Genomic DNA, 21,140 nt, shown 5'->3' with positions numbered 1-21,140 from the left:
CAGAGAAACTCTCTCTACATTATGGCATTTGCAATGAAAGTAATCTCACAAGTTGAAGCGCAGCGTAAGATTCTGGAAGAAGCAGTTTCGACAGCGCTGGAGTTAGCCTCAGGCAAATCGGATGGGGCGGAAGTCGCCGTCAGCAAGACCACCGGCATTAGCGTCAGCACCCGTTATGGTGAAGTAGAGAATGTCGAATTTAATAGCGACGGCGCGCTGGGCATTACGGTGTATCACCAGAACCGCAAAGGCAGCGCCTCTTCGACGGATTTAAGCCCGCAGGCGATTGCCCGTACCGTGCAGGCCGCGCTGGATATCGCGCGTTACACGTCGCCGGACCCGTGCGCAGGCGTGGCGGACAAAGAACTGCTGGCGTTTGACGCGCCGGATCTGGACTTGTTCCACCCGGCAGAGGTTACGCCAGACGAAGCCATTGAACTGGCCGCGCGTGCGGAACAGGCTTCTCTAAAGGCGGATAAACGCATCACCAATACCGAAGGCGGGAGCTTTAACAGCCATTACGGCATTAAAGTGTTCGGCAACAGCCACGGCATGTTGCAGGGCTATTGCTCCACGCGCCATTCGCTCTCAAGCTGCGTCATCGCCGAAGAGAACGGCGATATGGAGCGTGATTACGCTTACACCATCGGTCGGGCAATGGCGGATCTGCAAGCGCCGGAATGGGTCGGGGCCGAGTGCGCGCGCCGCACCTTATCCCGCCTGTCGCCGCGCAAGCTCTCCACCATGAAAGCGCCGGTCATTTTCGCCAATGAAGTGGCGACAGGGCTATTTGGTCATCTGGTCGGGGCGATTGCCGGCGGCGCGGTCTACCGTAAATCCACTTTTCTGCTCGACTCGCTGGGCAAACAAATTCTGCCGGAATGGTTAACCATCGAAGAACACCCGCATCTGCTAAAAGGGCTGGCGTCTTCACCGTTCGACAGCGAAGGCGTGCGTACGGAGCGCCGGGACATTGTGAAGGATGGCGTACTGACGCAATGGTTGCTGACCAACTATTCCGCCCGCAAACTGGGGCTGAAAAGTACCGGTCATGCTGGCGGCATTCATAACTGGCGTATCGCCGGGCAGGGGCTGAACTTTGAGCAGTTACTGAAAGAGATGGGCACCGGCCTGGTGGTGACGGAACTGATGGGCCAGGGCGTCAGCGGTATTACCGGCGACTACTCCCGCGGCGCTGCGGGATTCTGGGTTGAAAATGGTGAAATCCAGTACCCGGTAAGTGAAATTACCATTGCCGGTAATTTAAAAGAGATGTGGCGTAATATTGTCACTGTGGGTGATGATATTGAAACGCGCAGTAATATACAGTGTGGTTCGGTATTGTTACCGGAGATGAAAATCGCCGGACAATAATACCCGTCATACTTCAGGCTGCAGGCGCGTTGGCTGCCTGCAACTTGAATTATTCAGGGTATTACACTTATCGTTAATAATAAAAAAGGAAGTGAGCAATGCGTAAAAGCCTGTTAGCTATTCTTGCTGTGTCATCGCTGGTATTCGGTTCGGCTGTTTTTGCTGCCGATCTTGAAGATAATATGGATATTCTCAATGATAACCTGAAAGTTGTTGAGAAAACGGATAGTGCCCCTGAACTGAAAGCGGCATTAACCAAAATGCGCGCGGCCGCGCTGGATGCTCAAAAAGCTACGCCGCCAAAGCTGGAAGATAAAGCGCCGGATAGCCCGGAAATGAAGGATTTTCGTCACGGTTTTGACATTCTGGTCGGCCAAATTGATGGCGCGCTGAAGCTGGCGAACGAAGGTAACGTTAAAGAAGCGAAAGCGGCGGCGGAAGCGCTAAAAACCACCCGCAATACGTATCATAAAAAGTATCGTTAATTTTTGTGGGATGGCGGCTTCGCTTTATCCGCAGGTCGCCATCCGGCAAAATGTAATACCCATCACACTTTCTCACTTTATACGACAACGTCATTGTTTCGCCATTTCCTCTTTATGCCGCGATAGATCTCACACTTTCCCGGCGATAATTCATTAATGCCGCCTTTTCTGTGGCGCAGATCACCTATCCCACTCGCGTTTCCACTTCGAGGTGGAAAATAACTCGCTACAAACTTTTAACCCTTGCCGCTAGTTTTATCTCATTGCCATTAACGGGGTGAGACGCGTGGATAACGGAGCAGTAAAACACGATGCCGGTGAGCGAATTAACGAACTGGCTGAACAGGTGTTAACGCAGGTGGATGGCCTGCTGGGGCGGCATCACATTGTCCCCAATGCGGTACAGACGCAAATGCTGACCTCGCACGTTCGCGCGATGGCGCACCGGTCAATTACCGGCGAGCCTTTACCGGAAGTCGATGCCAGCTTGTTTGATGAAATCTCAGCCGAATCAATGGCGCTCGCCCGCGAAATCGTGGCGGCGTTTGGCAACCTTCCTGACGAAGAAGCCTGGCTATTATCGGTACATTTTGAAGTCGCGAAAGACAACTTCTAAGGAGCAAAAAATGGAACAGATTACCGTCGTGATTGGCGATCGCCTGGGTAAAGGCCAGAAAGTGGCGGCAGGCGTGGAAAAAGCGGGCGGTCGCGCGGTCGTCGTACCGGGCGTCGCGGCAGACATGAAGCTTGGCGATGTGATGAAAGCGGAAAACGCCACCTTCGGCATTTCATTTTGTGGCAGCGGCGGCGCGGGCGCTATCACCGCGCAAAACAAGCATGGCTACAAAGCCAAATATGGAATGCGGTCAGTGGATGAAGGCGTCACCGCTATCAATGAAGGCTGCAACGTGTTGGGTTTCGGCTTTATGGATAAAGAAGAGCTCGGCGAGCGCCTGGTGCAGGCGTGGCAAAAGAAATACGGCGCCTGATGATGAAAGAGCAATTCACCACCACGGTGAGAGTAAAAGGCAAGGGCGACGCCAAAGCACGCGCCTTTGCCGATGCGCTGAACCATGTTCAGTCGGCGGTGATGAGAGAGTCGCCGTATATCTTACTGCGTATTGAGCCACAGGATGTGCGGATTGTTCAGGCGCATGAGTCGGTGCGTAAAGAGGCCTTTCTGTTTTTCTTTTTGCGCCGGGAACGACGCACTTACAGCGTGGAGCTGGATGTGACCGTCAACGTGACCGCCATCAATCTCGACAGGGTGGATTTCGTCGCGAAACGCTGATTTTTATTAAAAAGGCATAGTTATGTTCCTGATAATACTAATTAAATCGCTCATTATCGGCGCGCTGGTCGGCGTAGGGGTGGGCGCTGGGGCTGCACGCATGTTTCACGCGCCAACCACGCAGGGGATGGGCGCGTTCCGTACGTTGGGCGAACTCAACTCTTGTGAAGGCGACCCGGCATCTCACTTCTCCTTTGGGCTGGGTTTCTTCTTTAACGCCTGGGCGTCGTCTGTGGCGGCCGGATCGTTCACCCAGGATGTCGATCACCGCATCATCCCTAACTGGGGCGCGGCGGCGCTAATGATCAAAAACCGTAACGTCGGCGAGACGCTGCACGACCCGAAAAAAATGGCGATCGCCTGCGCCGTCATCGGCATGATTGTCGTAACGTTCCTTAACCTGACCGCCTCATCCGTGCCAGAAGCGCTACAGGTGACGGCGGTTAAGGTGCTGGTACCGGCGGCAAACCTGCTGGTCAATATCGTCATGCCTGTGATCTTCTGGTTAGCGGCGATCGACGCTGGTAAAAAATCGGGCTTCTGGGCCACCGTTTTCGGCGGCGCGGCGCAGCTCATCATGGGGAACGCCGTACCGGGGCTGGTACTGGGTATTTTGATCGGTAAAGGCGTAGAAGAGAGCGGCTGGAACCATGTCACCAAAGTGATGATGGTCGCCATCGTTTTGCTGTTTGTGTTGAGCGGCTTCTTCCGCGGCTTCGACATGAAAATGATCGAGTCTTTCAACATGACGGTACCGAACTGGCTTGAACTGATCCACAACTCGCTCAGCGGCAAATAACGGAGGCCACAATGGAAGAGAATAAAGGTTTTTGGTATGCCGACTGGTCGTTCCCGATCTTTGTTGGCCTGCTCTCCTCCGGCGTTTTCGCCGGGACGCATATGTACTATCTGTACGGTATCGGCGCATTTAACGAAGTCGCTTTTGTGGCGATGTTGAAAGCGGGGATGGATACCGGCGTCTACGGCGCGGTCGCCGCTTTCGGCGCCAGCTTTTTATTTGCCCGCATTATCGAAGGTTCGCTGGTCGGGATTCTGGATATCGGCGGGGCAATTCAGACTGGCGTGGGCTTAGGGGTTCCGGCGTTACTGCTGGGGGCTGGCTTTGTCTTCCCGGTGGCGAACTTTATCGCTTCGCTGATAACCGGTCTGGTGATTGGCCTGGCGATTGGCTACATCATTATTCTGGCGCGTAAGTTCACCATTAATCAGAGCGACTCCACGTACGGGGCGGACGTCATGATGGGGGCTGGTAACACTTCAGGCCGTTTTCTGGGGCCGTTGATTATCCTCAGCGCCATGACGGCATCGATTCCTATTGGTCTGGGCTCTCTGGTGGGCGCGCTGCTGTTTTATATCTGGCAGAAGCCGATTACCGGCGGCGCGATTTTAGGCGCGATGATCCTCGGTTCCATCTTCCCGATTGCGATTAGCTAACTGTTGATTTGTAGGCCGGATAAGGCGGTTGCGCCGCCATCCGGCAAAGGAGAGAACGATGTTTGATTTACTCCTGCGCCATGCGTGTCTGGTCGATGACACGCTGACTAATATTGCCCTGCAAGATGGCAAAATCGCGGCGTTGGGTGACGTTGATGGCCCGGCGGTGAAAACCATTGACCTGCGCGGCGAGTGTTACGTTAGTGCGGGTTGGATTGATTCTCATGTTCACTGCTACCCAAAATCGCCGATTTATTTCGATGAGCCGGATAGTATCGGCATCGCGACGGGGGTGACGACGGTGATTGATGCCGGCAGCACTGGCGCAGATGATATTGACGATTTTTACACCCTGACCCGTCAGGCGACCACCGACGTTTATGCGCTATTGAATATTTCCCGCGTCGGGCTGATAGCTCAGAATGAACTGGCTAACATGGCCAATATTGACGCCGATGCGGTCCGACAGGCGGTAAAACGCCACCCGGATTTTATCGTCGGCCTCAAGGCGCGGATGAGCAGCAGCGTGGTAGGCGTTAACGGCATCACGCCGCTGGAACGCGCTAAAGCCATGCAGCAAGAAAACGGCAACCTGCCGTTGATGGTGCATATTGGCAATAACCCGCCGGATCTGGACGAAATCGCGGAGCGTCTGACGGCGGGCGATATCATTACCCACTGTTACAACGGTAAGCCGAACCGTATTCTGACGCCGGAAGGCGAGCTGCGCGCCTCGGTGACACGAGCGCTGGCGCGCGGCGTGCGTCTGGACGTCGGGCATGGTACCGCCAGCCTGAGCTTTGCGGTGGCGAAACGCGCTATTAGCCTGGGGATTTTACCGCATACCATCAGTTCCGATATCTACTGTCGTAACCGCATCAATGGCCCGGTGCATTCGCTGGCTAATGTGATGTCGAAATTCCTCGCCATCGGCATGTCGCTGCCGCAGGTCATTGCGTGCGTGACGGCCAATGCCGCCGATAGCCTGAATCTGAAAACCAAAGGTCGTCTTCAGCCTGGTCTGGATGCCGACCTGACCCTCTTTACGCTTAAACGCCAGCCCACCGTGTTGGTAGACGCGGAAAACGACAGCTTACAGGCTGAAGAATTGCTGACGCCGCTTGCCGCGATACGCGCAGGCAAGGGCTATATGACCGAACAAGGGAGCGCGGAACATGCCTTCGATTTTTGAGAAGTATCAATTAAAACAGGTGATTAACGCCTCCGGACGTATGACGGCGCTCGGCGTCTCCACGCCGCGCCTGGAAGTGATAGACGCGGCGATGGCCGGAATGAATCAGTATTTCGAGATGAAAGATCTGGTGAATAAAACTGGCGAGTACATTGCGAAATTGCTGGAGGTGGAAGGGGCGACGGTAGTCTCCTGCGCCAGTGCGGGCCTTGCCCAGTCGGTTGCCGCGGTCCTGGTTCAGGACAGCGACTGGCTGCTGGAAAACCTGCACGTTACACCGATTGAAAATAACGAAATCGTCCTGCCAAAGGGCCACAACGTCAACTTTGGCGCGCCGGTGGGAACGATGGTGGCGCTGGGCGGCGGCAAACTGGTGGAAGCCGGTTACGCCAACGAATGTTCCGCCGCGCAGTTGGCGGCGGCCATTACGCCGCGCACGGCGGCTATTCTCTATATCAAATCTCACCACTGCGTGCAGAAAAGTATGCTCAGCGTGGAGCAGGCTGCGGTGGTGGCGCGCACGCATAATCTCCCGCTGATTGTGGACGCGGCGGCGGAAGAAGATTTGCAGTGCTACTACCGCGTGGGCGCAGATCTCGTTATCTATAGCGGCGCGAAAGCGATTGAAGGGCCGACCAGCGGGCTGGTGATTGGTAAAACGCAGTATGTTGAGTGGGTAAAACGTCAGTCAGCGGGCATAGGCCGGGCGATGAAGGTCGGCAAAGAAGGAATTGTTGGCCTGACCTGCGCCATTGAATTGTACCTGCGGGCGCAAAAAGAGAGCGGCGCGGAGATGGTAGAAAAAATGGCGCCCTTTATCGACACGTTGAACACGTTTAACGGCGTCAGCGCCCGCGTGGTGTGGGACAGCGCCGGACGCGACATCGCGCGCACGGAAATTAAGTTTGATGAAGCCGTTACCGGCATCGCCACAGGCGAACTGGTCGACGCGCTGAAGCAAGGGGAATACGCGATTTACTTTCGCGGATACAAAGCCAACGAAGGGATTATTGAAGCGGATGTCCGCAGCGTCGATCGCGCGCAGTTAGCGATTGTGGCGCGTCGTATTGGTGAGGTGATTAATCAGGAGAAACAAGCATGAAACTGACCCCTAACTTTTACCGCGATCGCGTTTGCCTGAACGTACTGGCCGGTTCGAAAGATAACGCCCGGGAAATCTACGCGGCGGCGGAAGGTCATGTGCTGGTTGGCGTGCTCTCCAAAAATTATCCGGATGTGGCAAGCGCAGTCGCGGATATGCGTGAATATGCGGCGCTTATCGACAATGCGCTCTCCGTCGGACTGGGGGCAGGCGATCCTAACCAGTCGGCGATGGTGAGCGAAATCTCGCGTCAGGTACAGCCGCAGCATGTCAACCAGGTGTTTACCGGCGTAGGGGCCAGCCGGGCGCTGCTGGGGCAAAACGAGACGGTGGTGAACGGTCTTGTCTCGCCGACCGGCACGCCGGGACTGGTGAAAATTTCCACCGGCCCGCTAAGCAGTTGCGCGCCGGACGGTATCGTACCCATAGAAACGGCGATTGCGCTACTCAAAGACATGGGCGGCAGCTCCGTTAAATACTTTCCGATGGGAGGGCTCACCTGTCGCGACGAGTATAAAGCGGTGGCTGACGCCTGCGCCCGCCATGATTTCTGGCTGGAACCGACGGGCGGCATCGATCTGGAAAACTTCGCCGAGATTCTGCACATCGCCCTTGATGCAGGTGTAAGCAAAATCATTCCTCACATTTATAGTTCGATTATTGATAAGGTGAGCGGCAACACCCGTGCGGACGATGTGCGTCAGTTACTCGCTATCGTCCGGTCGCGTGTCGGCTAATCATGAGGAGAGAGACGTGCGATTCCCCAACCAACGTTTAGCGCAGCTATTTGCGATGCTGCAAAACGAGACGCTGCCGCAGGACGAGCTGGCGCAGCGGTTGTCGGTCTCCACGCGTACCGTTCGGGCGGATATCGCCGCGCTGAACATGTTGCTGACGCCGCATGGCGCGCAATTTACTCTCAGCCGCGGCAACGGGTATCAGCTCAAAATTGATGATCCGGCACGTTATCAATCCCTGCAAACGCAGCAATCTCCCGCCCTGGCGCGCGGTCCGCGCACCAGCCAGGAGCGGATACACTATTTGCTGGCGCGTTTTTTAACCTCCGCCTTCTCGCTGAAGCTGGAGGATTTAGCAGATGAATGGTTTGTCAGCCGTGCGACGTTGCAGAACGATATGGCGGACGTGCGCGAGCATTTGCTGCGTTATCATCTGACGCTGGAAACGCGTCCGCGTCATGGCATGAAACTGTTTGGCGGAGAGATGGCGATTCGCGCCTGTCTGACCGATCTTTTATGGACGCTGGCGCAGCAGGAGCCCTCCCATCCGTTAATCGTTAATACCACGCTGAACACCGAGGTGTCCCAACGGTTGCGGTCTCTTTTGCCGGATATTTTCTCTCATTGTCAAATCCGCCTGACCGATGAGGGCGAGCTGTTTCTGCGTTTATACTGCGCGGTGGCGGTACGGCGCATTCGCGAGGGTTATCCGTTATCGGAATGCGTGGCGGAGGAGGTCGATGAAAAGGTGCGCCATGCGGCGCATGAGATTGCGGAGCTACTACAACAGTTGGCCGACAAGCCGCTGTCGGAGCCGGAAGTAAGCTGGCTGAAGGTGCATATTGCCGCCCGCCAGGTACAGGAAATTGCCCCCAGCGCCATTAATGCCGATGATGAAGAGGCGCTGGTGCGCTATATCCTCAATTTTATTAATACCCAGTACAACTATAACCTGTTGAATGATAAACAGCTTCACGCGGACTTGCTGACCCACATCAAAACGATGATCACCCGCGTGCGCTACCAGATCATGATCCCCAACCCACTACTGGAAAATATTAAGCAGCACTATCCGATGGCGTGGGATATGACGTTGGCGGCGATATCGAGTTGGGGAAAATACACGCCGTATACCATTAGCGAAAACGAAATCGGTTTTCTGGTGCTGCATATTGGCGTTGGGCTGGAACGTAGTTACAACATTGGCTACCAGCGGCAGCCGCAGGTACTGCTGGTGTGTGATGCTGGTAATGCGATGGTGCGGATGATTGAAGCGGTACTGGCGCGGAAATACCCGCAGATTGAGATAGCCCGCACTTTGACGCTACGCGACTATGAGGCGCGGGACAGTATTGTGGAGGATTTTGTGATTTCCACGGCGCGGATCGGTGAAAAAGATAAACCGGTCATCATGATCGCGCCCTTTCCTACCGACTATCAATTGGAGCAGATCGGTAAGCTGGTGCTGGTGGACAGAACCCGTCCGTGGATGCTGGATAAATATTTCGATGCCTCGCATTTTCGCATCGTGGAGGGGGAAATAGATCAACAGACGCTGTTTAAAACGCTGTGCGATCAGTTGCATGAGGAAGGCTTTGTTGATGCGGCGTTTCTCGATTCGGTTATTGAACGTGAAGCTATCGTCAGTACGTTATTAGGCGACGGGATTGCCTTGCCACACGCGCTGGGGCTGCTGGCGAAGAAAACGGTGGTTTATACGGTACTCGCGCCGCAGGGGATTGTCTGGGGTGACGAAACGGCGCACGTTATTTTTTTACTCGCCATCAGCAAAAGTGAATATGAAGAGGCGATGGCCATCTACGATATTTTCGTCACTTTCCTGCGTGAACGCGCCATGACGCGCCTCTGCGCATGTCAGAATTTTACGCAATTTAAAACGGTCGCGATGGAGTGCGTGAGTCGTTTTTGAGAGGCGTTATCCAGAATTCGATGTAATGCGAATGTAATGCTAAACTGCATTACACATTCGATTTTACTGGAGGCATAATGGCCACGCTGAACGTCCGTCTGGATGACAAACTCAAAAATGAGGCTTATGCCGTGCTGGAAAAACTGAACATTACTCCAACGGAAGCCGTGCGATTACTGTTCCAGTACGTCGCGGAAACGGGGCGCATGCCAGTGAAAACTGTCACTCTTAGCGACAATGAAGATGCACTGATTCAGACAGTTCGGGAGAGGTTGTCTAGTCCGCAAAAGGGAATCAAGGTTAGTCTGGATGACTTATGAACTGGAATTCGACCCGAGGGCCTTAAAAGAGTGGCATAAGCTGGGCGATACGGTGAAGGCTCAGCTTAAGAAAAAGTTGGCTGATGTGCTATTGAACCCCAGAATTGACTCTCTGCCCGTTTAAACGGTCTTCCTGACTGCTATAAAATTAAGCTTAAATCGTCCGGTTATCGTCTGGTGTACCAAGTTCGGGATGACGTTGTGATTGTGTTTGTTGTCGCGGTCGGCAAGCGAGAACATTCAGCCGTCTATCACGATGCAAACAAACGGCTTTAGCGATCAACGCAAATGATGCACTACCTGGTTGCTGCTACCGCGCCAGATAAGCGCCGGGTCTTTCAGATCCTGCACAAATTTGCCATCGACCAGCACGTTGATGAGATCGACCACCTGCATCTGTGCGGCGTTAAGTTCATCGAGCTTGTAGCCGGTCCACACCCAGATATCTTTCCCCGGGCACTCCGCGTGGATACGTTGTACCAGTGTCAGGATATCCGGTACGTTTTGCGGATGCAGCGGATCGCCGCCCGACAGCGAGATCCCCTGACGGTGAATGCGCGTGTCGTTCAGATCGGCAATGATCTTATCTTCCATCTCTTTGGTAAACGGCTGGCCGGAGTTCAGCCGCCAGGTGCTTTTGTTATAGCAGCCAGGGCATTCATGCACGCACCCTGACACAAACAGGGTGCAGCGGGTGCCGGGGCCGTTAACGATGTCTACGGGGTAGTATTGGTGGTAGCGCATAGCGGGTGTCCAGAAAGCATGTAGGCCGGATAAGGTGCTTGCACCGCATCCGGCAACATTGTGATGCCTGATGACGACGCGATTGCGTCTTATCAGGCCTACGGTCTTTGCAAACGGAAATTAACCGATCTGCCCATTGCCTAAATGCTTCACGCGGCGCTTCACTTCTTCCTGCTTGCCGGCGTTAAACGGACGCGCGTCCGGGCTGCCTAAATAACCGCACACGCGGCGGGTGACCGAGACGCGGGCGGCGTCGTGGTTGCCGCATTTCGGGCAGGTGAAACCTTTACTGGTACATTCGAACTCGCCGGTAAAGCCGCACTCGTAGCATTCATCGATCGGCGTGTTGGTGCCGTAATACGGTACATGCTGATAGCTGTAATCCCAGACATCTTCCAGCGCTTTCAGGTTGTGCTGAATGTTCGGGTATTCGCCGTAGCAAATGAAGCCCCCGTTCGCCAGCGGCGGATACGGTGCTTCGAAATCGATTTTGTCGTACGGGTTGACCTTCTTCTCCACGTCGAGGTGGAAGCTGTTGGTGTAGTAACCTTTATCGGTTACGCCCGGCACCACGCCGAACTCGGCGGTATCCAGACGGCAGAAGCGGTCACAGAGGTTTTCACTTGGCGTGCTGTACAGACTAAAGCCGTAGCCGGTCTCTTCTTTCCACTGATCCACGGCCTGGCGCAGACGCTCCACGATCGCGATGCCTTTAGCGCGAAGCTGCTCGCTGTCGTACAGGTGCTCGCCGCCGAACAGCGCATTAATGGTTTCATGGATACCAATGTAGCCCAGAGAGATGGACGCACGACCATTTTTAAAGATTTCAGACACGTCGTCGTCCGCTTTCAGCCGCACGCCGCAGGCGCCTTCCATATACAGGATAGGCGCGACACGGGCTTTCACGCCTTCAAGGCGGGCGATACGGGTCATCAGCGCCTTCCGCGCCAGCGCCAGACGTTCATCCAGCAGTTTCCAGAATGCGGTTTCGTCGCCTTTTGCTTCCAGCGCGATGCGCGGCAGGTTAAGGCTAATCACGCCCAGGTTGTTACGCCCGTCGTGGATCTGCTCGCCGTTTTCGTTCTCCCACACGCCGAGGAAGCTGCGGCAGCCCATTGGCGTTTTGAACGAACCGGTGACTTTGACTACCTGATCGTAGTTGAGGATGTCCGGATACATGCGCTTGCTCGCGCACTCCAGCGCCAGTTGTTTAATGTCGTAGTTCGGATCGCCAAACTTGTGGTTCAAACCGTCGCGGATAGCGAAGACCAGTTTCGGGAACACGGCGGTTTTGCGATTTTTACCCAGACCGGCGATACGGTTACGCAAAATAGACGCCTGGATCAGACGCGACTCCCAACTGGTGCCGAGGCCAAAACCAAAGGTCACGAAAGGCGTCTGGCCGTTAGCGGTGTGCAGCGTGTTAACTTCGTACTCCAGCGACTGGAAGGCGTCGTAGCACTCTTTTTCGGTGCGAGAACGCGCATACCCTTCGGCATCCGGGATCTGCCACTCATCGGCGGTTTTGCGGTGCTTGTTATAGCTTTCGGTGACAAACGGCGCCAGCACTTCGTCGATACGGTTAATGGTGGTGCCGCCATAAATATGGCTGGCGACCTGCGCGATAATCTGCGCAGTAACGGCAGTGGCGGTAGAGATAGATTTTGGCGGTTCGATCTCGGCGTTACCCATCTTAAAGCCCTGGGTCAACATGCCTTTCAGGTCGATCAACATACAGTTGAACATCGGGAAGAACGGCGAATAGTCGAGATCGTGATAGTGGATATCGCCGCGCTCATGCGCTTGTACTACGTCACGCGGCAACAGGTGCTGGCGGGCATAGTGTTTGGCGACAATCCCGGCCAGCAAATCGCGCTGGGTGGGAATGACTTTACTGTCTTTGTTGGCGTTTTCATTGAGCAACGCGGAGTTAGTTTGCTCTACCAGGCCGCGAATTTCCTGGTTCAGACGACCACGCTTTTCACGCTGAATGTCGCGATCGTGACGGTATTCGATGTAGGCGCGGGCAAGCTGTTTGTACGGGCCGGACATCAGTTGGTTTTCAACCGCAGTTTGGATCTCGTTAATATCCACCTGACTGCGCGCGTTCATTTGGCTGCTAACGACTTCTGCGACGGTGGCACAGTAATCTGCGTCATCGACTCCCGCTGCTTTAGCTGCACGTAGAATGGCTTCCTTAATGCGCTCTGATTTGAATGGCACTTTACAGCCATCTCGTTTCATCACATGCGGTGTCATGATCACTCCATATTTGTAAGAACAGGTTATCCACAGAGGCCGGGGAAGCCATAACAGGTTTATTCATCTCTTTTCCAATGACTTCCCGCAATCCTGACCCAGGTTATCCACAATTCACCTTGTGTCGAGTGAACGGGTGTTGTAGCAATTGTAGTCAATTAATACAACATATTGGGGCGGCGTGCATTTTAAAGTCTATATGTAGTGATTTGCATCAAGGATGTTTGCAATTTTATTGATGTAGAACAAGGTAAAAATCAGAGCGTACAGATGGCGGGCGCTGTAGCGTTTGTAAAAGATAGCAAGAAAAATCTGATTAATTATTCAACAAAAACAGACAGTAACCAGGAGCAACGCCACAGCCCGTGTCAATAGGCCTGTGGCGTTTATCCGTATAAGGACGTCGCGTTAGCGTTGTAACCACCAGATGGCTTCAAATGGGCGGAGCGTCATCGCCGCTGGCTGGCTGGCGACCTCGCCATAATTGTGCAGTAGCGCCTGCCACTGTCCTTTGATATGCGGCGGATGCCACTCCTGACACTGGTCGATCAGATTGGCGACGACCAGCAGGGTTTGCCCCTGCCACTGGCGGCGATAACACCATACTGATGGGCTATCCGGGAGGAGATCCTGATAATCGCCCCAGATCAGTACAGGCTGGGTTTTACGTAGCGCAATCAGCTTTTGATAGGTGTAAAACACTGAGTTTTTATCGCGTAATGCCGCCGCGACGTTAACCTCCGTATAGTTATCGCACAGGCTTATCCACGGCTCGCCCTGGGTGAAACCGGCGTTTTTACCGTTGTCCCACTGCATCGGCGTGCGGCTGTTGTCGCGGGATTTACTGGCCAGGATAGCCAGTAGTTCGTCGGGGTCGCGTCCGGCGGCGCGTAGCGCGGCAAACATGTTATGGCTTTCCACGTCGCGATAATCGGTGATGCGGGTAAAGTGTGGGTTGGTCATGCCGATTTCTTCGCCCTGATAGATATAAGGCGTCCCTTGCATACCGTGCAGCGCCATCGCCAGCATTTTCGCGGCTGGAACCCGGTATTCCCCCTCGTCGCCAAAGCGGGAAACGATGCGCGGCTGATCGTGATTACACCAGAATAACGCGTTCCAGGCGACGTTATGCATTCCCTGTTGCCAGTGGCGGAACAACGCTTTCAGCGCCACATAATCAGGTTTTGCCAGCGTCCACTTTTCGCCATTGGGGTAATCCACCTTCAGATGATGAAAATTGAAGGTCATCGAGAGTTCGTCGCCGCTAAGCGCGGCATATTGCTGGCAGTTTTCCAGCGTGGTAGAGGACATTTCGCCTACCGTCATCAGATTACGCGGTGTAAAAACGTCACGGTTCATTTCGCGTAAAAACGTATGCGCGCGCGGTCCGTCGGTATAAAAGCGGCGTCCGTCGCCCGTCGGATCGTCAGGGAAGTCCTGATCTTTGGCGATCAGGTTCACCACGTCCAGACGCAGGCCATCCACGCCGCGATCGGCCCAGAATTCGCAGACCTTTTTCAGCTCGGCGCGCACGGCGGGGTTTTCCCAGTTCAGGTCGGCCTGTTCAGGCGCGAAAAGGTGTAAATAATATTGTTCGCTCTGGCTATGCCAGCGCCAGGCGCTGCCGCCAAATTTGGATTGCCAGTTATTCGGGCAGACATCCGGCGTGCCATCGCGCCAGATATAAAACTGACGGTATGGGCTCTCTTTGTTCAGCGCTTCGCGAAACCAGGCGTGCTGGGTAGAAGTATGGTTAAACACCATATCCAGGATGATGCGAATACCGCGTGCTTTCGCCTGCGCGACCAGCTCGTCAAAATCATCCAGCGTGCCGTAGGTCGGGTCGATGGCCGTATAATTTGCGACGTCATAACCGTTATCCACCTGCGGCGAGATATAAAACGGCGTGAGCCAGATGGCATCCACGCCGAGTCGCTGTAGATAGTCAAGGTGCTGCGTGACGCCGCGTAAATCGCCGGTGCCGCTGCCGGTCGTGTCCTGAAAACTTTTTGGGTAGATCTGATAAATAACGCCGTTTTGCCACCAGAGGGGAATAGTCATTGTTGTTTCCTGCAAGTGCGTTGGGACGCAACTGCGCCCCGAAGAAGTATTAGACAATTTGTAATGTGCCCTGACGATGCTTACGCTGATAGATAAAGGTGGTCAGAATCACCGGGATAACGATCGCGATAACCATCGCCATGCCGTACACCTGCCAGTAGCGCGGCGGTATAGACAGGATGCCCGGCAGGCCGCCCACGCCGATACCGTTGGCGATGACGCCGTTCAGACCGCAGAGCAGTCCCGCCAGACCAGATCCGATCATCGCGCACAGCATCGGAAAACGATACTTCAGGTTGATACCGTACATCGCCGGTTCGGTTACCCCAAGGTAAGCGGAAATGGCGGCAGGAACGGAGATCTCGCGTTCATTGTGTTTACGGCTGGAGATGATGATGCCCACCACGGCGGAGGCCTGCGCGATATTCGATAGCGCAATCAGCGGCCAGACTGGCGTACCGCCCATGCTCTGGATCATCTGCATATCGATAGCGAGCGTTGTCTGGTGGACGCCGGTAATGACCAGCGGGGCATACAGGAAGCCGAACAGCGCCGCGCCTATCGGGGCGAAACTGCCGGTCATCAGATAACGTACCGCAAAGGCCACGCCGTCGCCGATCATACGACCAAAGGGGCCGATAAAGGTGTGGGCGAGAAAGACGGCCAGTATCAACGAACAAACCGGGACGACGACCAGGTAGAGATAATCCGGTACGATGCGTTTCAACCGCGTTTCAATAAACCCAAGCGCCAGCCCTGCCAGTAGCGCCGGGATAACCTGCGCCTGGTAGCCCACTTTCTCAATGCTAAATAAGCCGAAGTTCCAGACGTCCGGCGTTTGCTGGCCCAGCAGATACGCATTCATCAACTGCGGCGACACCAGCGTCACGCCGAGCACGATACCAAGAATCGGCGTGCCGCCCATTTTTTTCACCGCCGACCAGCAGATCCCCACCGGCAGATAGAAAAAGATCGCTTCGCCGATCAACCATAAAAAATCATAAAGCGTTTTTAGCGCCGGATGCATCTGCGCCAGCGTTTGGCCGTTGCTCATCGGCACATCGCCGATCACGTTACGAAAGCCTAAGATCAAACCGCCGCTGATCAACGCCGGTAGTAGCGGAAAGAAGATCTCCGCAAAGTGGGAAATTAACTGCTCATGCCATTTCATGTTCTGGCGAGCGGCTTTTTTGGCCTGCTCTTTATCGGCATACGCTTTGCCGGTGGTCTCCAGCAGCGCGTTATAGTAATCGCCGACTTCGGTGCCGATCACCACCTGAAACTGCCCGGCGTTGGTGAAACAGCCTTTAACCATCGGTAATTGTTCGATCTCTTTTGGCCTGGCGTTCGCGGGCTGGTGGAGCACAAAGCGCAGGCGAGTAATGCAGTGGCTCACCGTGGCGATGTTGTCGCGCCCGCCAACCAGGTCAACCAGCCGGTCGATATCGGCTTGTTTTACTTTGCTCATCGTAAAGCCTCATGGCAGAGGAGGTATGTTATGGGTTGGCGCAAGAGTATCTCTTCAACGTTGGTTTAAAAATGGGAACGTTCCCGAAACGCAGCGACGATCACAAATTACTCGTGGTATTCCGTTTAATCAGTCACTCAGGCGAGGGTAGAAGGAATGACGATCCGGCGCGGATCGCAGCGGCCATTGATCTGTTCGATCAGCTGCGAAGCCGCCTGCCGTCCGGCTTCAGCATAGCCAGGATCGACAGTGACGATCTCCGGGTGCAGGAATTTTATCAGCGGCGTGTTCCCGACGCTTGCCAGTTGCAGCGTCTCAATACGTTGCTCCTGTAAATACTTGCTGGCGCCCAACGCCAGCGTATCGGTGGCGCAGACTAACGCGGTGGTATCCGGCATGATGACACTTGCCGTATGCTCATAGCCCTGCTTCATGGCAAGACCGGGCAGGGCGGAGACGGGATGAAGTTTATGTTTTTTGCAAAACGCCAGGTATGCGTCATGCCGACGTTTGCCGGTGGTAATATCGCTATGGGGAACGCCCAGAAAGCTAATGTTGCGGTGTCCCTGCTCATACAGCCGCTGCATAAGGATATGAATCGCGCCCTCGTCGTCGTAACAGACGGAGGCAAAACCTTGCGCATCTCTTGCCAGCAGCACCAGCGAGGCTTTCCAGGGGGCGATCAACTCTTCTGTGATGCCGGTAAAGCCAAACAGCACCACGCCATCAATGTTACGTCGTCTGAGCATGCCCAGATGTTCCATTACCAGCGTCGGCGAGAACTGACTTTCCATCATAATAGGGTCGTAGCCCTGTTCATAAAACGCAGGCAGCATGGTCTGAACCGCGAGGTTTTCAGACAACGAATCAAGGCGAGTGACGATAATAGCGACCACTTTATCGCTTTGTCCCCGCATCGCGCGGGCGGAGCGGGACGGAGAGAAACCGTGTTGATTCATCACCGCTTCGACACGCTCGCGGGTACGTTCGCTTACGCCGCTTTCATTGTTAAGCACGCGGGAAACAGTTGATTTCCCTACGCCGCTCAGGCGGGCGATGTCTTTGATAGTGAGCCGGTTTTGCATCCTGTTTTCCCGTGGCGTGACGCTGATGGTGATAAAAAGAGTAACTTTACTCAAGCGAAGGGCAATGGGCAAAGTCTGGTTTATCGTTGGTTTAATTACGTAACGGTATGATACCGCCATAATTGCCACAAAACTTATGGATTTATGCGTATAATCCACGGCGCAAATCGTTTACTTACCGGAGGCGACATGGACCCTGAACCCACCCCTCTCCCGCGATGGAGAATTTTCCTTTTCCGGTAAGCCTGCCTCTGCTGTCTTACCGGTGTGTAAGACAGTGACACAATAACGTCCCTGTTTTTATTTAAACATTGCTCATCGGGCAAGGCTTTGCCGTGCCTGAAGAATTTTCTGCGCCTGACTTCGGCGCGGAGGGATTACCTATGCTAAAAACCATTACCCGCCAGCTTTTTGCCCGGCTTAATCGTCATTTGCCTTATCGTCTGGTTCACCGCGATCCGCTGCCCGGCGCGCAGACCGCGGTAAATGCGACTATCCCGCCTTCGCTGAGCGAACGCTGTCTGAAAGTCGCGGCAATGGAGCAGGAGACTCTCTGGCGCGTTTTTGATACGCACCCGGAGGGATTAAACGCCGCCGAGGTGACGCGCGCGCGTGAAAAGCATGGCGAAAACCGCCTTCCGGCACAGAAACCCTCGCCGTGGTGGGTGCATCTGTGGGTATGTTATCGCAATCCTTTCAACATCTTACTCACGATTCTTGGCGGCATTTCTTATGCCACGGAGGATCTGTTTGCCGCAGGCGTTATCGCCCTGATGGTCGGTATCTCAACGCTGCTGAATTTTGTGCAGGAAGCGCGCTCGACGAAAGCAGCGGACGCGCTAAAAGCGATGGTGAGTAATACCGCTACCGTACTGCGGGTTATTAATGAAAATGGCGAAAACGCCTGGCTGGAATTACCCATCGATCAACTGGTGCCCGGCGATATTATTAAGCTGTCGGCGGGGGATATGATCCCGGCGGATTTACGGATTATCCAGGCGCGCGATCTGTTTGTCGCCCAGGCGTCGCTGACCGGCGAATCTCTGCCGGTCGAGAAAGTCGCTGCGACGCGTGAGCCCCGGCAAAATAACCCGCTTGAGTGCGACACGCTGTGCTTTATGGGGACGAACGTCGTGAGCGGAACGGCGCAGGCCGTGGTGATGGCGACCGGCGCCGACACCTGGTTTGGTCAATTGGCGGGGCGCGTTTCGGAACAAGATAACGAGCAGAACGCTTTCCAGAAAGGAATTAGCCGCGTCAGTATGTTGCTGATCCGCTTTATGCTGGTCATGGCGCCGGTAGTACTGATTATTAATGGTTACACGAAAGGTGACTGGTGGGAAGCGGCGCTATTTGCGCTTTCGGTAGCGGTAGGGCTCACCCCGGAAATGTTGCCGATGATCGTCACCTCCACCCTCGCGCGCGGGGCGGTGAAGCTCTCGAAACAGAAAGTTATCGTGAAGCACCTTGATGCGATTCAGAACTTCGGCGCGATGGATATTCTGTGCACCGATAAAACCGGCACACTGACGCAGGACAAAATTGTGCTGGAGAATCATACGGATATTTCTGGTAAGCCCAGCGAGCATGTACTGCATTGCGCCTGGCTGAACAGCCATTATCAGACCGGTCTAAAAAATTTACTGGATACGGCGGTCCTGGAGGGAGTAGACGAAACCGCCGCGCGTCAGCTCTCCGGACGCTGGCAGAAAATCGATGAGATCCCGTTTGATTTTGAGCGTCGCCGGATGTCGGTGGTGGTCGCCGAAGATTCGAACGTGCATCAACTGGTCTGCAAAGGCGCGTTACAGGAGATCCTGAACGTGTGTACTCAGGTGCGCCACAACGGCGATATTGTGCCGCTGGACGACAATATGCTGCGCCGGGTGAAACGCGTTACCGACACGCTGAACCGTCAGGGGCTACGCGTGGTCGCCGTCGCGACCAAATACCTGCCTGCGCGTGAGGGCGATTACCAGCGTATCGATGAATCTGACCTGATCCTGGAAGGGTATATCGCTTTTCTCGATCCGCCGAAAGAGACCACCGCGCCGGCGCTGAAAGCGCTGAAGGCGAGCGGAATTACGGTGAAAATTCTCACCGGCGACAGCGAGCTGGTAGCGGCGAAAGTTTGCCATGAGGTTGGGCTGGATGCGGGCGATGTCGTTATTGGCAGTGATATTGAAGGGTTAAGCGACGACGCGCTGGCGGCGCTGGCCGCCCGTACGACGTTGTTTGCGCGTCTGACGCCGATGCATAAAGAGCGCATCGTCACTTTGCTCAAACGCGAGGGGCATGTGGTCGGTTTTATGGGCGACGGGATTAACGATGCCCCGGCGTTGCGGGCGGCGGATATTGGTATCTCGGTAGATGGCGCGGTGGACATCGCCCGTGAAGCCGCCGATATTATTCTGCTGGAAAAGAGCCTGATGGTGCTGGAAGAAGGCGTCATTGAAGGTCGTCGTACTTTTTCTAATATGTTGAAATATATCAAGATGACGGCCAGCTCAAATTTCGGTAACGTGTTTAGCGTGCTGGTAGCGAGCGCCTTTTTGCCGTTCCTGCCAATGCTGCCGCTGCACTTGCTGATTCAAAACCTACTGTACGATGTATCCCAGGTGGCGATTCCGTTTGATAATGTCGATGAAGAACAAATTCAAAAGCCGCAGCGCTGGAATCCGGCGGATTTGGGGCGCTTTATGGTCTTTTTCGGTCCGATCAGCTCGATTTTCGACATTTTGACCTTTTGTCTGATGTGGTGGGTATTTCATGCGAATACGCCAGAAACGCAAACTTTGTTCCAGTCCGGCTGGTTTGTGGTGGGATTACTGTCGCAAACGCTGATTGTGCATATGATCCGTACCCGTCGTCTGCCGTTTATTCAAAGTCGCGCCGCCTGGCCGCTGATGGCGATGACATTGTTGGTGATGGTGGTGGGAGTCTCGTTGCCGTTTTCGCCGCTGGCGTCTTACCTGCAGTTGCAGGCGCTGCCGTTAAGCTATTTCCCGTGGCTGATTGCCATTCTGGCGGGCTATATGACGTTAACCCAGTTAGTGAAAGGGTTTTACAGCAGACGTTATGGCTGGCAGTAAGCGTCGAAGTATTGTGCATTATCGGCCTGGATGGCATACCAGGCCGAATAAGCGATAGCGCCATCCGGCCACTATCTATAAACGAGCGTTAGCGACGAACAGCGATCGCTTCAATCTCAATTTTCACGTCTTTCGGCAGACGGGCAACTTCCACGCAGGAACGCGCCGGGAAGGTGGCGTTGTGCTCGGTGAAGAAGGCTTCGTAGGTGGCGTTGACGGTCGCGAAATCGTTCAGGTCTTTCACGAATACGGTCGTTTTCACAATGTCGCCTACTTTCAGGCCAGCGGCTTCCACGATAGCTTTAACGTTTTCCAGCGACTGACGTGCCTGAGCGGATACGTCTTCCGCTACGGCACCGGTTTTCGGATCGACCGGGATCTGACCGGAAGTGATTACCATGCTACCCAGGTCAACGCCCTGTACGTATGGGCCGATTGCTGCTGGTGCATTTTCCGTCGCAATAGTTTTGCTCATGATTTCTCCTGAATTACAGCGGTAATAGAATGTCCCCGCTCATTATAGGGAGCCGGGATCTCATAACCAA

General features: G+C 54.6%; 20 protein-coding genes and 1 pseudogene. 15 read left to right on the top strand and 6 right to left on the bottom strand.

All coding sequences use genetic code 11. The features are described 5' to 3' along the window. Nucleotides 1–21: 21 nt before the first annotated feature. The 13 genes and pseudogenes from pmbA to ACLJZ5_RS14855 all read left to right on the top strand — a co-directional run bounded on the left by pmbA (nucleotide 22) and on the right by ACLJZ5_RS14855 (nucleotide 10,162). Nucleotides 22–1,374, top strand: coding sequence for a metalloprotease PmbA (pmbA, locus tag ACLJZ5_RS14915; RefSeq protein ID WP_000852994.1), 1,353 nt, complete (start codon nucleotides 22–24; stop codon nucleotides 1,372–1,374). Between the two features lie 98 nt (nucleotides 1,375–1,472). Continuing rightward, entirely contained in the window at nucleotides 1,473–1,859 is a 387-nt protein-coding gene (cybC, locus tag ACLJZ5_RS14910; protein ID WP_001232231.1) for a cytochrome b562, read from the top strand. A 277-nt stretch (nucleotides 1,860–2,136) separates the two neighbouring features. Beyond that, a complete protein-coding gene (locus ACLJZ5_RS14905; protein WP_001255102.1) occupies nucleotides 2,137–2,475 on the top strand; it encodes a glycine dehydrogenase in 339 nt (112 codons plus the stop codon). Nucleotides 2,476–2,485: 10 nt separating this feature from the next. Continuing rightward, nucleotides 2,486–2,848: an SFCGS family glycine-rich protein gene (locus tag ACLJZ5_RS14900; RefSeq protein ID WP_000435389.1), complete on the top strand. Its 363-nt coding sequence runs from the start codon at nucleotides 2,486–2,488 to the stop codon at nucleotides 2,846–2,848. Then, the gene (locus tag ACLJZ5_RS14895) at nucleotides 2,848–3,150 is read left to right on the top strand and encodes a DUF4312 family protein (RefSeq protein ID WP_000975187.1); all 303 of its coding nucleotides are present in this window, start codon (nucleotides 2,848–2,850) and stop codon (nucleotides 3,148–3,150) included. The genes ACLJZ5_RS14900 and ACLJZ5_RS14895 overlap by 1 nt, the downstream gene beginning before the upstream one ends. A 22-nt stretch (nucleotides 3,151–3,172) precedes the next feature. Next, entirely contained in the window at nucleotides 3,173–3,949 is a 777-nt protein-coding gene (locus ACLJZ5_RS14890; protein WP_000478578.1) for a DUF4311 domain-containing protein, read from the top strand. 11 nt (nucleotides 3,950–3,960) lie between these two features. After that, nucleotides 3,961–4,605, top strand: coding sequence for a DUF4310 family protein (locus ACLJZ5_RS14885; RefSeq protein ID WP_000392127.1), 645 nt, complete (start codon nucleotides 3,961–3,963; stop codon nucleotides 4,603–4,605). A gap of 58 nt (nucleotides 4,606–4,663) precedes the next feature. Then, nucleotides 4,664–5,797 carry an amidohydrolase/deacetylase family metallohydrolase gene (locus ACLJZ5_RS14880; RefSeq protein WP_000459926.1) on the top strand — a complete coding sequence of 378 codons (1,134 nt, stop codon included), beginning with the start codon at nucleotides 4,664–4,666 and terminating at the stop codon, nucleotides 5,795–5,797. After that, nucleotides 5,781–6,899: a DgaE family pyridoxal phosphate-dependent ammonia lyase gene (locus ACLJZ5_RS14875; protein WP_024797426.1), complete on the top strand. Its 1,119-nt coding sequence runs from the start codon at nucleotides 5,781–5,783 to the stop codon at nucleotides 6,897–6,899. Before ACLJZ5_RS14880 ends, ACLJZ5_RS14875 begins: the two co-directional genes overlap by 17 nt. After that, the gene (dagF, locus tag ACLJZ5_RS14870; protein WP_024797427.1) at nucleotides 6,896–7,636 is read left to right on the top strand and encodes a 2-dehydro-3-deoxy-phosphogluconate aldolase; all 741 of its coding nucleotides are present in this window, start codon (nucleotides 6,896–6,898) and stop codon (nucleotides 7,634–7,636) included. The genes ACLJZ5_RS14875 and dagF overlap by 4 nt, the downstream gene beginning before the upstream one ends. Nucleotides 7,637–7,652: 16 nt before the next feature. Further along, complete coding sequence (locus ACLJZ5_RS14865) at nucleotides 7,653–9,566, top strand: BglG family transcription antiterminator (protein WP_024797428.1); 1,914 nt, start codon at nucleotides 7,653–7,655, stop codon at nucleotides 9,564–9,566. Between the two features lie 77 nt (nucleotides 9,567–9,643). Continuing rightward, nucleotides 9,644–9,886: a type II toxin-antitoxin system RelB/DinJ family antitoxin gene (locus ACLJZ5_RS14860; protein WP_000212722.1), complete on the top strand. Its 243-nt coding sequence runs from the start codon at nucleotides 9,644–9,646 to the stop codon at nucleotides 9,884–9,886. After that, nucleotides 9,876–10,162: pseudogene (locus ACLJZ5_RS14855) on the top strand (type II toxin-antitoxin system RelE family toxin). The gene ACLJZ5_RS14860 and the pseudogene ACLJZ5_RS14855 overlap by 11 nt, the downstream one beginning before the upstream one ends. Before the next feature lie 3 nt (nucleotides 10,163–10,165). On the opposite strand, the gene nrdG reads toward ACLJZ5_RS14855, so the two are convergent. From nrdG to treR, 5 genes are all read right to left on the bottom strand, one after another. Then, entirely contained in the window at nucleotides 10,166–10,630 is a 465-nt protein-coding gene (gene nrdG / locus ACLJZ5_RS14850) for an anaerobic ribonucleoside-triphosphate reductase-activating protein (RefSeq protein WP_023205808.1), read from the bottom strand. A 120-nt stretch (nucleotides 10,631–10,750) separates the two neighbouring features. Beyond that, the gene (gene nrdD / locus ACLJZ5_RS14845; protein ID WP_000187821.1) at nucleotides 10,751–12,889 is read right to left on the bottom strand and encodes an anaerobic ribonucleoside-triphosphate reductase; all 2,139 of its coding nucleotides are present in this window, start codon (nucleotides 12,887–12,889) and stop codon (nucleotides 10,751–10,753) included. A gap of 408 nt (nucleotides 12,890–13,297) precedes the next feature. Beyond that, the gene (gene treC, locus ACLJZ5_RS14840; RefSeq protein WP_024797429.1) at nucleotides 13,298–14,950 is read right to left on the bottom strand and encodes an alpha,alpha-phosphotrehalase; all 1,653 of its coding nucleotides are present in this window, start codon (nucleotides 14,948–14,950) and stop codon (nucleotides 13,298–13,300) included. Nucleotides 14,951–14,999: 49 nt separating this feature from the next. After that, complete coding sequence (treB, locus tag ACLJZ5_RS14835) at nucleotides 15,000–16,418, bottom strand: PTS trehalose transporter subunit IIBC (RefSeq protein ID WP_000048846.1); 1,419 nt, start codon at nucleotides 16,416–16,418, stop codon at nucleotides 15,000–15,002. Between the two features lie 137 nt (nucleotides 16,419–16,555). After that, nucleotides 16,556–17,503, bottom strand: coding sequence for a trehalose operon repressor TreR (treR, locus tag ACLJZ5_RS14830; protein ID WP_024797430.1), 948 nt, complete (start codon nucleotides 17,501–17,503; stop codon nucleotides 16,556–16,558). Nucleotides 17,504–17,647: 144 nt separating this feature from the next. Here treR and mgtL point away from each other — a divergent pair, with 144 nt between their 5' ends. Both mgtL and mgtA read left to right on the top strand, forming a co-directional pair. Continuing rightward, nucleotides 17,648–17,746 carry a mgtA regulatory leader peptide MgtL gene (gene mgtL, locus ACLJZ5_RS14825; protein WP_107320725.1) on the top strand — a complete coding sequence of 33 codons (99 nt, stop codon included), beginning with the start codon at nucleotides 17,648–17,650 and terminating at the stop codon, nucleotides 17,744–17,746. 140 nt (nucleotides 17,747–17,886) lie between these two features. Then, complete coding sequence (gene mgtA, locus ACLJZ5_RS14820; RefSeq protein ID WP_031617833.1) at nucleotides 17,887–20,595, top strand: magnesium-translocating P-type ATPase; 2,709 nt, start codon at nucleotides 17,887–17,889, stop codon at nucleotides 20,593–20,595. A gap of 88 nt (nucleotides 20,596–20,683) precedes the next feature. Here mgtA and ridA read toward each other — a convergent pair whose 3' ends face one another. Then, nucleotides 20,684–21,070 (bottom strand): 2-iminobutanoate/2-iminopropanoate deaminase, encoded by a 387-nt coding sequence (gene ridA / locus ACLJZ5_RS14815; RefSeq protein ID WP_000047544.1) that lies wholly within the window; start codon nucleotides 21,068–21,070, stop codon nucleotides 20,684–20,686. Nucleotides 21,071–21,140 lie beyond the last annotated feature (70 nt).

Source organism: Salmonella sp. 5800 (assembly GCF_046558195.1).
Lineage (GTDB): Bacteria > Pseudomonadota > Gammaproteobacteria > Enterobacterales > Enterobacteriaceae > Salmonella > Salmonella enterica.
Note: the sequence above shows the minus strand (reverse complement) of the source record. Positions and strands in the feature narration are given on the sequence as shown.